The sequence below is a fragment of the Micromonospora sp. BL4 genome (assembly GCF_003667505.1).
GTDB lineage: Bacteria > Actinomycetota > Actinomycetes > Mycobacteriales > Micromonosporaceae > Micromonospora.
The window spans coordinates 26,086-37,858 of the sequence record NZ_RCVJ01000113.1; the positions used below are offsets into that span (position 1 = coordinate 26,086).

General features: G+C 73.1%; 11 protein-coding genes and 1 pseudogene. 7 read left to right on the top strand and 5 right to left on the bottom strand.

What is annotated here, in order from left to right; genetic code table 11:
- Positions 1–84: 84 nt before the first annotated feature.
- The 3 genes from EAD89_RS11590 to mqnP all read left to right on the top strand — a co-directional run bounded on the left by EAD89_RS11590 (position 85) and on the right by mqnP (position 3,085).
- Positions 85–639, top strand: a complete 555-nt coding sequence (locus EAD89_RS11590; RefSeq protein ID WP_121675693.1) for a carboxymuconolactone decarboxylase family protein — start codon at positions 85–87, stop codon at positions 637–639.
- Positions 640–713: 74 nt separating this feature from the next.
- Complete coding sequence (locus EAD89_RS11595; protein WP_121653890.1) at positions 714–2,174, top strand: menaquinone biosynthesis decarboxylase; 1,461 nt, start codon at positions 714–716, stop codon at positions 2,172–2,174.
- On the top strand, positions 2,174–3,085 hold the full coding sequence (gene mqnP / locus EAD89_RS11600; RefSeq protein WP_121675694.1) for a menaquinone biosynthesis prenyltransferase MqnP: 912 nt from the start codon (positions 2,174–2,176) through the stop codon (positions 3,083–3,085). Before EAD89_RS11595 ends, mqnP begins: the two co-directional genes overlap by 1 nt.
- Here mqnP and EAD89_RS11605 read toward each other — a convergent pair.
- The gene (locus EAD89_RS11605; RefSeq protein WP_121675695.1) at positions 3,082–4,044 is read right to left on the bottom strand and encodes a terpene synthase family protein; all 963 of its coding nucleotides are present in this window, start codon (positions 4,042–4,044) and stop codon (positions 3,082–3,084) included. The two genes, mqnP and EAD89_RS11605, sit on opposite strands and share 4 nt — an antisense overlap.
- Positions 4,045–4,205: 161 nt before the next feature.
- Between EAD89_RS11605 and EAD89_RS11610 the strand changes: the two genes are divergently transcribed.
- The gene (locus tag EAD89_RS11610) at positions 4,206–4,835 is read left to right on the top strand and encodes a UbiX family flavin prenyltransferase (RefSeq protein ID WP_121675696.1); all 630 of its coding nucleotides are present in this window, start codon (positions 4,206–4,208) and stop codon (positions 4,833–4,835) included.
- Positions 4,836–4,925: 90 nt separating this feature from the next.
- On the opposite strand, the gene EAD89_RS11615 is transcribed toward EAD89_RS11610, so the two are convergent.
- Positions 4,926–5,192 (bottom strand): BldC family transcriptional regulator, encoded by a 267-nt coding sequence (locus EAD89_RS11615; protein ID WP_007454516.1) that lies wholly within the window; start codon positions 5,190–5,192, stop codon positions 4,926–4,928.
- A gap of 269 nt (positions 5,193–5,461) precedes the next feature.
- Between EAD89_RS11615 and EAD89_RS11620 the strand changes: the two genes are divergently transcribed.
- The 3 genes from EAD89_RS11620 (at position 5,462) to EAD89_RS11630 (ending at position 8,007) form a co-directional block, all read left to right on the top strand.
- Entirely contained in the window at positions 5,462–5,920 is a 459-nt protein-coding gene (locus EAD89_RS11620) for an Lrp/AsnC family transcriptional regulator (RefSeq protein ID WP_121653868.1), read from the top strand.
- A 133-nt stretch (positions 5,921–6,053) separates the two neighbouring features.
- Complete coding sequence (locus tag EAD89_RS11625; protein WP_121675697.1) at positions 6,054–6,884, top strand: SDR family oxidoreductase; 831 nt, start codon at positions 6,054–6,056, stop codon at positions 6,882–6,884.
- A gap of 31 nt (positions 6,885–6,915) precedes the next feature.
- Positions 6,916–8,007, top strand: coding sequence for a PLP-dependent cysteine synthase family protein (locus EAD89_RS11630; RefSeq protein ID WP_121675698.1), 1,092 nt, complete (start codon positions 6,916–6,918; stop codon positions 8,005–8,007).
- Positions 8,008–8,032: 25 nt separating this feature from the next.
- Here the strand turns inward: EAD89_RS11630 and EAD89_RS11635 are convergent, their stop codons facing one another.
- The 3 genes and pseudogenes from EAD89_RS11635 to EAD89_RS31015 form a co-directional block, all read right to left on the bottom strand.
- Complete coding sequence (locus EAD89_RS11635) at positions 8,033–8,653, bottom strand: putative glycolipid-binding domain-containing protein (protein WP_121653889.1); 621 nt, start codon at positions 8,651–8,653, stop codon at positions 8,033–8,035.
- A gap of 106 nt (positions 8,654–8,759) precedes the next feature.
- Positions 8,760–10,811 (bottom strand): DEAD/DEAH box helicase, encoded by a 2,052-nt coding sequence (locus EAD89_RS11640; RefSeq protein ID WP_121675699.1) that lies wholly within the window; start codon positions 10,809–10,811, stop codon positions 8,760–8,762.
- Positions 10,812–11,008: 197 nt separating this feature from the next.
- A pseudogene (locus EAD89_RS31015) lies at positions 11,009–11,773 on the bottom strand (hypothetical protein); the annotation flags it as partial.

Here is an 11,773-nt window from a genome sequence, read left to right on the forward strand (position 1 = left end):
ACGTTTACTATTCCGTCAACCACGTTGACTACTTTACGTCGCCCGGCGACCCGGGCGACGTGACACTCCCGAGAGCAGGTACCCGTGTCTGTCTTCACCGCGCACACCGCCGAGACCGCACCCGCCGCCGCCCGCCCGACCGTCGAGGGGGTACGCCGCCGATTCGGCTTCCTGCCCACCCCAGTGGCGCTGATGGCCGAGTCACCGCAGTTGCTCGCTGGCTTCCTCACCGCCAACGCCGGCTTCGAGCAGACCGCTCTCAATCCGCTGGAACGCGAGGTGGTCGTCCTCGCCGTCGCCACCACCAACGAGTGCCACGTCTGCGTCGCCCTGCACACCGGCACACTCACCCAACTCGGCGCGACCGCCGAACTGATCGTCGCGCTGCGCGCCGGCAGCGCCCTGCCCGAACCGCGGCTGGAGGCGCTGCGCCGGTTCACGCTGGCCGTGCTCGATCACCGGGGCGCCGTGCCCGACGACGACCTGGCCAACTTCCTGGCAGCCGGCTACCAGCCCCGGCACGCGCTGGACGTGGTGCTGGGCGTCGGCACGTACACGATCTCCACCTTCGCCAACCGCCTCACCCGGGCGCCGCTCGACCCGCCGCTGGCCGCGCACGCGTGGACGCCCGCCGCCTGAACGCGCCCCGCTCCCGACGTACGTCACAGCACCCGGCTTGGTCGGCGACGGACGCCATGCGGGAGACTGGCGGCATGGCGGCTCGTGGCTTCCCGTACACCGATCTCAAGGACTTCCTCGCGGCGCTGGAGCGCGCGGGCGAGCTGCGTCGGGTCAGCGTCCCGGTCGATCCGACCCTGGAGATCAGCGAGGTGGTCACCCGCACCGTGCGGGCCGGCGGGCCGGCGCTGCTCTTCGATCGCCCGACCCGGGGCGAGATGCCGGTGGCGATCAACCTGTTCGGCACCGAGAAGCGGATGGCGATGGCGCTCGGCGTCGACTCGCTGGACGAGATCGGCGACCGGATCGGCGAGATGCTCAAGCCGGAGCTGCCGCAGGGCTTCTCGGGCATGATGGGCGGCCTCGGCAAGGTCATGCAGCTCAAGTCGATGCCGCCGAAGAAGGTCAGGACGGCCCCGTGCCAGCAGGTGGTCTACCGGGGTGACGACGTCGACCTCAACCGGCTCCCCGGGTTGCAGATCTGGCCGGGTGACGGCGGGATCTTCCACAACTTCGGGCTGACCCACACGAAGCACCCGGAGACCGGCAAGCGCAACCTCGGGCTCTACCGCCTCCAGCAGCACTCGCACAACACGATCGGCATGCACTGGCAGATCCACAAGAACTCCACGGCGCACCACGCGGTCGCCGAGCGGCTCGGGCAGCGACTGCCGGTGGCCATCGCCATCGGCGCCGACCCGGCTGTCGCCTACTCGGCCAGCGCGCCGCTCCCCGCCGAGATCGACGAATACCTGTTCGCCGGGTTCCTGCGGGGCGAACGCGTCGAGATGGTGGACTGCCTGACCGTCCCGTTGCAGGTGCCGGCGCACGCGCAGATCGTGCTGGAGGGCTACATCGAGCCGGGCGAACGGATGCCGGAAGGGCCGTTCGGTGACCACACCGGCTTCTACACGCCGGTGGAGCCGTTCCCGGTCATGCACATCGAGTGCATGACGATGCAGCGGGATCCCGTCTACCACTCGATCGTCACGTCGCAGCCGCCGCAGGAGGACCACGGTCTCGGCAAGGCCACCGAGCGGATCTTCGCGCCGCTGCTGCGCTTCCTGATCCCGGACATCGTCGACTACGACCTGCCGGCCGCCGGCGTGTTCCACAACTGTGCGATCGTGTCGATCCGCAAGCGCTACCCGAAGCACGCGCAGAAGGTGATGAACGCGATCTGGGGCGCGCACATGATGTCCCTGACCAAGCTGATCGTGATCGTCGACGAGGACTGCGACGTCCACGACTACAACGAGGTGGCCTTCCGCGCCTTCGGCAACGTCGACTACGCGCGGGACCTGCTGTTGACCGAGGGTCCGGTGGACCACCTCGACCACGCCTCGTACCAGCAGTTCTGGGGCGGCAAGGCGGGCATCGACGCGACCCGCAAGCTCCCCACCGAGGGATACACCCGCGGCTGGCCGGAGGAGATGAGCATGTCGCCGGAGGTCACCTCCCTGGTCGACAAGCGCTGGAAGGAGTACGGCATCTGATGGCGGTCCTCGACGCGCCGGCCGAACGGCCGGGCCGGATCAAGTCGTTCCTCAAGCTCGTCACCATCGAGCACTCCGTCTTCGCGCTGCCGTTCGCGTACCTGTCGGCGCTGACCGCGATGCAGGTCAACGGCGGCCGGGTGCGCTGGGTCGACCTGCTGCTGATCACCGTGGCGATGGTCGGGGCGCGGACGTTCGCGATGGCCGCCAACCGGATCCTCGACCGGCGGATCGACGCGCGGAACCCGCGTACCGCCGCACGGGAACTGGTCACCGGGGCGGTGAGCGTGCGAACGGCCTGGACCGGCGCGGCCGTCGCGCTGGTGGTCTTCCTCGCCGCCGCCGCCCTGCTCAACCCGCTCTGCCTGGTGCTGGCGCCGCTGGCCGTGGTGCCGCTGGTGGTCTACCCGTACGGCAAGCGGTTCACCAACTGGCCGCACGCGATCCTCGCGGTCGCCCAGGCGGTCGGTCCGGTCGGCGCCTGGCTGGCGGTCACCGGCACCCTGGACGGCTCCTGGCCGGCCTGGCTGCTCGGCGTGGGGGTCGGGCTGTGGATCGGCGGGTTCGACCTGATCTACGCCTGCCAGGACGACGAGGTGGACCGGGAGATCGGGGTGCACAGCGTGCCCGCCCGGTACGGCCGGCGCTTCGCGCTGCACGCCTCCACGGTGGCGCACGTGGTGACCTTCGGGCTGTTCGTCTGGTTCGGGGCGGTGGTCGGGTTCGGCTGGCTCTGGTGGGTCGGTCTGGCGCTGACCGCGGTCGCGTTCGGGTACCAGCACCTGGTGGTCACGCCGACCGACCTGAGCAAGGTCAACCGGGCGTTCTTCACCGCGAACGGCTTCGTCGGCATCGCGCTGTTCGTGTTCGCCCTGCTCGACCTGGTGATCCGGCTCAACCTGCGGGCCTAGGCGCTGGTGGGGTAGCGGGCGCTTTCCAAGGTCCAGTCGATGGTGCCGCGCACCGCGTAGGCGACCCCGTCGAGGTGGTCGGTGACGGCCTCGTCCAGCGCCGGGCCGAACGACGGCACCGTGGCCCGCAGCGCGACGAAGCGCCGCATCGACTCCTGCCAGCGCTCGGTCACCCGATCCACCGCCTCCGTCGGCGACAGGCCCCACTCGTCCTGCATGGCCATCACCAGGTTGTGCCCGCCCGCGGTGGCGCGGTCCCGGTCCAGCGACGCGAGGTCGTTGTACCAGGAGAGCAGGTCGTTGCCGGTGCGGGCGACCCGGCGCAGCAACGGGTGGTGGTAGACCGGGTCGGGCAGCGGCCGGCCGGTGACGAACTCCACCAGCGGGTACGACACGTCCGCCGCCGAGGTGGCCCGGCGCAGCTCGACGTACTCGGCGACGCCGGGTCGGCGACCCGCCTCCTTGTTGACCGCCTCCCGCCAGGTCCCGTCGAGGTGCCGGGCCACCGCGTCGGCGAAGCGCAACCGCCACCGGGCCGGCATCCGGCGGCGCGGCTCCCGCCAGGCCAGCACCAGCAGCCGCCGCAGCGGACCGGTCAGCCCGACGTGCCGTGCCCGGGGACCGTCGTGCAGCAGCGCCAATGTGCCGTCGCGCAGCGCGCGGATCTGCTCCGGAGCGAGCCGGGCCGGCCCGTCGCAGGCGTCGTCGACCAGGAAGAACCAGGTGAACAGGGCGGTCAGGCTCCGCAGGTCGGCCTCGGTGGCGTCCGGGTAGAGCCGACCGGCGTACCGGGCGAAGGCTCCCCGGCTCAAGCGGTGCAGCGCGGCGTCGTCCAGCGGTAGGCCCAGCTCGGGCAGCAGGCGGAGCAGCCAGTCGTGCACCCGGTCGGCGTGCGGCGAGAGCCGGGCCGGGATGGGACATTCGGCGCGCAGCGTCCAGAGGATCTCGCCGGTCGTCACCGATGCCTCCTGTGCGATCTGCTGCCGGTGCGAATGGCCACCGGCAGCATGCCAGGTGCACGGGACACGCAGTGCCCGCCCGGACATCTCGGGCGAGCGACGCAGAGGTCGATCCCGGGGGCGCCCACCGGCGCACCAGCCCCACCAGGCAGGCTGGGGGCATGCGGGAACCATGGGTGGTCGGGGTGTCCGGGGCCTCCGGTACGCCGTACGCGGCGGCCGTGGTCGGCGGGCTGCTCGACGCGGGCGAACCGGTGGACCTGATCGTCTCCCGGGCGGCGCGGCTCACGGTGCTCGACGAGACCGGCCGGCCGTTCCGCGACGCGCACTGGGCCGAGGACCTCGCCGCCTGGCTCGGCCGGGACCTGACCGGCGCGGACGTGCGGCACTGGCCGGCGGGAGACCTGGCGGCCGGCCCGAGCAGCGGCTCCTACCGGGTACGCGGAATGGCCGTGGTGCCGGCCAGCACGGCGGCGTGCGCGGGCATCGCGATCGGGCTCTCCAAGGACCTGTTGCAGCGTGCCGCCGAGGTCAACCTCAAGGAACGGCGGCCGGTGGTGGTGGTGCCTCGGGAGACGCCGGTGACCCGCAGTCACCTGGAGCACCTCATCGCGCTGCACGACGCCGGCGCGGTGGTGCTACCGGCGAGCCCCGGCTTCTACGGCGCGGGCGCGGCGGCCAGCGCTCAGCAGTTGGTCGACTTCGTGGCCGGCAAGGTGCTGGACGCGCTCGGCGTACCGCACACCCTGTTCCGACGGTGGTCCGGCCAGCTCGGCGCTGCTCGGAGCTGAGCCGTCTCGTCCCGCGCGGTCACGACGGGTGGCCGTAGCGGGACGCGGACCGGACTGCTGCCCGGTCCGCGTAGCGTTGTCCGCACCAGTTCAGTACATGCCGGCGTTGGCCGGACCCGGCCCGGTGGAGGCGGCCGGACCCACGTTGCGTGGTTTTCCGACCTCGTCCACCTCGTCCAGCATGCCCTCCCCCTCAAGCAGGGCTCGCACCTCGGATTCCCGAAACCGGCGATGCCCGCCTGGAGTCCGGATGCTTCCTATCCGGCCGGCCGCCGCCCATCTCGTCACAGTCTTCGGGTCCACCCGAAACAGCGCGGCGACCTCACCCGGTGTCAGCAGGCGATCTCCAGTGTCCACAGCCCCCTCCTCGCGTCGACGAAGCCCCTGGCTGAACACACTGCCCCCGGCTGGTGCGAGCCCAGAGCCGTCATGAGGGACGTATGGCAATTACAGCACCAGGGACCTGGCCTGTCCGCCAAACGCGAAAAATGCACTGAGTGGGAAGTTAGTAAATGGTACTGGTGCAACCCCTACCTTGACCGTCAGTTTGTGAACAGTTACTCACTGCTGTGTGCAACGGATGCCGAAGGCGTCGCGTTACGCCCAACGGGATAAGGTCACTCTCCGTGGACGCCATCGACCTGAGCCTCGTCGACCTGCTGCGCGGAAACGCCCGACTCTCGTACGCCGAGCTCGCCCGGCAGGTCGGCCTCTCCGCCCCGGCCGTGCACGAGCGGGTTGGCAAGTTGGAGAACAGCGGCGTGGTCCGCGGCTACCGCGCGGACGTGGAGCCGGAGGCGATCGGGCTGGGTGTCACCGCGCTGATCGGCATCGTCGAGGACTCCGGCGCGGACAGCGACGACATGCTCGAGTCACTCCGGGTGCTGCCCGAGATCGAGTCCTGCTACTTCATGGCGGGCGTGGAGTCCTTCCTGCTCAAGGCGCGGGTCGGCACGATCGCCGAGCTGGAGCAGCTGATCGTGCGGTTGAACCGGACGCCCGGGGTCGCCTCCACCCGTACCGCCATCGCCCTCTCCACCAAGTGGGAGAACCGCCCCCAGCCGGTCGGCCCGCAGCCCGCCTGACGCCGAGGCGGTGGGGCTCGACCTCGTCCACGAACGCCAAGGCGATGGGCGACCACGCCTCACGGGTATCCGCCTCTGGCGTGGGGGCGGCCGGCCCTGGTGCCGTACCGGCGAACGGCGGTAGCGTGCGCCGATGACCTCGCCGGGACGTGGAGTGGCCGTGGTGACCGGGGCCGCGGGCGGCCTCGGCCGCGCCGTCGCCGCCGCGCTGCACGCCGACGGGTGGTCGGTGCTGCTCACCGACGTCGACCCGGCCGCGGTGGCCGTTGCCGCCGCGCCGCTCGGCGGCTGGTCCGCGGGGCTGGACGTCCGGGACGAGGACGCCTGCGCCGAGATCGCCGCGACGGCAGCCAGCCGGGGTGGCCTCGGCCTCTGGGTCAACAACGCCGGCATCCTGGTCACCGGTCCCGCCTGGGAGCACGACGGACCGACCCGCCGCCGGGTGCTCGACGTGAACGCGCTCGGCGCGATGAACGGCACCCTCGCCGCGCTCACGGTGATGCGCGGGCAGGGGCACGGCCACGTGCTGAACATCGTCTCGCTGGCCGGGCTGGTCGCCGCACCCGGTGAGACGGTGTACGCGGCCAGCAAGCACGCGCTGCTGGCGTTCAGCCTCGGCACCCTGTCCGACCTGCGGATGGCCGGGTACCGGCGGGTGCACGTCTCCTGCCTCTGCCCGGACGGCATCTGGACGCCGATGCTGCACGACCGGCTGGACGACCCCGGGGCGCTGGCGTCGTTCACCGGGTCCATGCTGACCCCGGAGCGGGTGGCCGCCCGGGCGGTCCGACTGGCCCGCCGGCCCCGCCCGGTGGTCAGCCTGCCGCGCTGGCGGGGCGCGCAGGTCCGGCTGCTGGACGCCCTGCCCCGGCTGGCCCTCGGGCTGACCCCGCTCGTTCGGGCCGTCGGCCGGGCCGGGCAGCGCCGGCAGCATCGCCGGGTCACGGCGGCGGACCGGCGCTGACCTCCCCAGGACCGCTTGCTACCTTGCCGGCGTGACTCATCTCGACCGGTGCGACGAGGCCAGCCGGACCTGGGTGACCGAGGCGATCGCCGCCGTCGAGGCGGACGCGAACCGCTCGGCCGACACCCACCTGCTGCCGTTCCCGTTGCCCCGGGAGTGGGGGCTCGACCTCTACCTCAAGGACGAGTCGGTGCACCCGACCGGCTCACTGAAGCACCGGCTGGCCCGCTCGCTGTTCCTCTACGGGCTCTGCAACGGCTGGATCGGGCCGCGCACCACCATCGTCGAGGCGTCCTCCGGGTCCACGGCGGTCTCCGAGGCGTACTTCGCCCGGATGCTCGGACTGCCGTTCATCGCGGTGATGCCCGCCTCCACCTCGCCGGAGAAGATCGCGCAGATCGAGTTCCAGGGCGGCCGGTGCCACCTGGTGGACGACCCGGCGAGCGTGGTGGTCGAGGCCCGCTGGCTGGCCGAGGACTCCGGCGGCCACTTCATGGACCAGTTCACCTACGCGGAGCGGGCCACCGACTGGCGGGGCAACAACAACATCGCCGAGTCGATCTACGCACAGCTGAGACTGGAGCGGCACCCGATTCCGGCCTGGGTCGTGGTGGGCGCCGGCACCGGGGGCACCAGCGCCACGCTCGGCCGGTACGTCCGGTACCGCCGGCTGGCCACGAAGCTCTGCGTGGTGGACCCGGAGAACTCCGCGTTCTACCCGGCCTGGCTGGCCGCCGACTGGTCCGTGCGTACCGGGAAGGGATCTCGGATCGAGGGGATCGGCCGTCCGACCGTGGAGGCGTCCTTCCTGCCCTCGGTGGTGGACCGGATGGTCCAGGTGCCGGACGCGGCGTCGTTGGCCGCCATGCGGGCCGGCTCGGCGGTGCTCGGCCGTCGGGTGGGCGGCTCCACCGGCACCAACCTGTGGGGCGCGTTCGGCCTGATCGCCGGGATGCTCGCCGAGGGCCGGACCGGTTCCGTGGTCACCCTGATCTGCGACGCCGGTGACCGGTACGCGGACACCTACTACTCCGACGACTGGGTGGCGGCGCAGGGCCACGACCTGGCGCCGCACGCCGCCGTCATCGACCGCTTCCTGACCAGCGGCGCCTGGCCCGCCTGAGCACGACGGGGCTGGGCCGGAGCGCTCAGCGCGGGTCGATCCGTTCGGCGAGCCCGGGGTAGCGCACCACAAAGCCGTCGGCGTCGAGATCGATGTCGGCGGTGAAGGTGCCGCTGGCGAACCGCACCCGGCCCGGCCCGAGCCCGGTGTAGATCTGCTCGGCCGCCACCACCTCCAGACCGGGCAGCAGGACCCACGCCACGGTGATCCGGTGCGGCAGGTCGGCCGGCTGGGCGGCGAGCCCGAGCCGGTGGACCGGTAGGGCGTTGAAGAGCGGCGACCCGCTCAGGTCCACGTCGAGCGCGTCGGCCAGCCGGTCCGGGTCGTCGGTGCCCGGCAGGCCGGCCGGGGGGTGACCGGCAGCGACGAGTGCCGCGTCCAGATTGCCCTGCTCGGCGGTGGTCACCCGCCATCGGCCCGCGGCCCGCTCCAGCGTGACTCTGCGCAGCCAGCCCGGCCCCTCCGCCTCGACCTCGACCCGGGTGGTGCTCCAGTCCGGAGCGGTGGTCAGCTGGTAGCGGGCGGTCCAGGGGACCGGGTCCACGGCGAGCAGGGTGCCCCGGGCCGCCAACCCGTGGCCGTCGTCGAGCAGGACCTGCTCGCTGCCGGCGGTGTCCGTCCGGGACCAGAAGATCGACTTCGGCATGGTCGGCATGAGCCGGACGTTACGCGACCGAGCCGACATCGGCAGGGCATGCGCGAACGCCGCCGCGGAGCGTCGGCTCCGCGGCGGCGTTCGGTGGATCGGTGGATCAGTGGGTACGGGCCGGCGGCCGCCCGCCGAAGCCACGCCGGTCGTCGCGCTGCCGGTCGTCGCGCTGCCGGTCACCCTGACCGCGGCTCTCCGGGCGGAAACCACCCCGGTCCGCGAAGCGCCGCTCCCCGGCCGGTCGGTCCCCGAACCGGCGCTCGTCGGCGGGGCGCTCGCCCTGCTGCCGGTCGCCCTGGGCGCGGTCACCGTAGCGCCGCTCGCCCTGCGGCCGGTCGCCGTAGCGCCGCTCGCCCTGCGGCCGGTCGCCGAACCGCCGCTCGCCCTGCGGCCGGTCGCCGTAGCGCCGCTCGCCGGTCGGGCGGTCGCCCCGGCCGCCCCGGCCGTCCCGGTCACCGAACTGCGGCCGGTCGCCGTAACGCCGATCGCCCTGCGGCCGGTCGCCGTAGCCGCGGGTGTCCCGGTCGGCGTACCGGCGCTCGCCACTCGGGCGGTCGCCGTACGACCGGTCGCCCTGCGGACGGTCGCTGTACCCCCGGTCGCCCTGCGGACGGTCGCCGTAGCGTCGCTCGCCGGTCGGCCGGTCGCTGTACTGCCGGTCGCCGTAGCGCCGCTCACCCTGCGGGCGGTCGCCGTACTGCCGGTCGCCCTGCGGCCGGTCGCCGTAGCGTCGCTCCCCGGTCGGACGGTCGCCGTAGCGGCGCTCCCCCTGGGATCGGTCGCCGTAGCGCCGGTCGCCGCCCGGACGGTCGCCGAACCGGCGGGGGCCGCCGGAGCGGTCGCCGTAGCCCCGGGGCTCCGCCTCCACGCGGACCGGCACGCCACTGGGCTCGCGGGCGCCGATCAGCTCAGTCAGCATCGGGTCACCGAGGCGGACGCGGTTCTCGGCCGGCGCGACGCCGGCCTTCTCCAGCATCGCCAGGGTGGTACGACGCTGCTTGGGCAGCACCAGCGTGGCGACGGCGCCCGACTCGCCGGCACGGGCGGTACGCCCGGCACGGTGCAGGTAGTCCTTGGGGTCCTTCGGCGGGTCGACGTGCAGCACCAGGGTGACCCCGTCGACGTGGATGCCCCGGGCCGCGACGTCGGTGGCGACCAGGACGTTCATCCGGCCCTCGCGGAACTCGGCCAGCGTCTTGGTGCGCATCCGCTGGGTCTTGCCGCCGTGCAGGCCACCGGCCCGTACGCCGACGGCAGCGAGCTGGTCGACCAGCCGGTCGACGCCGAGCTGGGTCCGGGCGAAGACCATGGTCCGGCCGTCTCGGGCGGCGATCGAGGCCGTCACCGGGAACTTCTCGTGCGGCGGGATCAACAGCATGTGGTGATCCATGGTGGACACCGAGGCGGTGGACGGCGCGGTGGAGTGGGTCACCGGATCGGTCATGAACCGCTTGACCAGCGCGTCGACGTCACCGTCCAGGGTGGCGGAGAAGAGCAGCCGCTGACCGTTCGCCGGCGTCTTCGCCAGCAGCTCGGTCACCTCGGGCAGGAAGCCCATGTCGGCCATCTGGTCGGCCTCGTCGAGCACCGTCACCTCGACGTCGTCGAGCTGGCAGATGCCCCGCTCGATCAGGTCTCCGAGCCGGCCCGGTGTCGCCACGATGATCTCCACGCCGCGGCGCAGCGCGTCGATCTGACGGTCGTACGGCACCCCGCCGACGGCGGTCTTCAGGAACACGTTGATCGCCTTGCCCAGCGGCAGCAGGGCGTCGTTGACCTGCATGGCCAACTCCCGGGTCGGAACCAGGACCAGGGCGCGCGGGCGCATCGGCCGGGCCGGCTGACCGGCGGCGACCCGGGCCAGCAGCGGCAGGCCGAAGGCGAGCGTCTTGCCCGAACCGGTCTGCCCGCGACCGAGCACGTCCCGGCCGGCGAGCGCGTCCGGCACGGTGGCCCGCTGGATCTCGAACGGAGTGGTGATGCCCTGCCGCGCCAGCGCGCGGACCAGCGGCTCGGGCAGGCCGAGCGCGGCGAAGTCGACGTGCTCGGCGACCTCCGCCGGGGCGGCGTCGGGCGTCCCGAGGACGGCGTCGGCCGCCGCCGGGGCGGAATCGAAAACGGACGGAACGATGCTGGAGTCAGCAGAGGTGGTCAACAAATGCCTTTCGAGCGGGGCGCATCTTCGCGATGGCCTGCCGCGGCTGTGCCGCCGGATCGCCCGCAAGATCGCCCATGGGCGCGCATCACGCGCGCCGGGTCAGTGATCTCAACCAGTGTACGGCGGTCCGGCGGAGCCGCCAGCCGGTTGCCGGACCGTAGTGGGCGGACTCACCATCGCCCCGGATCGCCGACTCAGCCGTTGAGCACGTTGCCGACCAGACCGTCCAGGGCGTCGTTGGCGAGCAGGACGACCAGCACGCTGATCCCCACCAGCAGCCCCAGCGCGGCGGCCAGGACGATCACCACCCGGGTGGTGCTGGAGGACCGCTCGGCCGGAGTGTCCGCCCAGCCCTGAGCCAGGATGTGCCCGGTCAGCGAGCCGGAATTCTCCACGGCGTTGGTGGGCAGCGCGATCGTGGCGTGGCCGGGCCCCTCCCCGCTGCCGTAGACGGTGCCGGCCAGGTCGGCGCCGCCGTCGTACCGCCCGCTGCGGGCGGCGGCCGAGCCCCGTCCGGCCGGCCCGCCCGCCGGGTTGGCAGGCGACGTGGCCTTCCGGGGGCCACCGGGGGCGTGCTCACCCGACGGGGTGCCGCCGGTGGTGGACGGCGGCCAGCTGGGCAGCGCCGGTGCGGGCACCACCGGCGGGGCCGAGACGGGTGCCGGGGTCCAGCCACCGCCACCCTGGGTGGGTTGCGCGGCAACCGCCGGCGACGACCAGTTGGTCGGCGACGCCGAGGCCCGCACGCCCGGGCCGGACGACGAGCCGTGCAGCGGCGCTGAGTTGCGCTCGGCGGAATCGGCGGGTGACGGGGCGGCCCACCCGTTGGGGCTGGCCGGGGGCGCGCTGACCGACGCGGTGGCGCGCATGGTCGGCGGCACGCCGGGCGTCGCGGGCGGCGGCGGGAACGGCGGAGCCGGCATCGGGCCGGGCGGCGGCGGTGGTCCGGGCACCGGTGG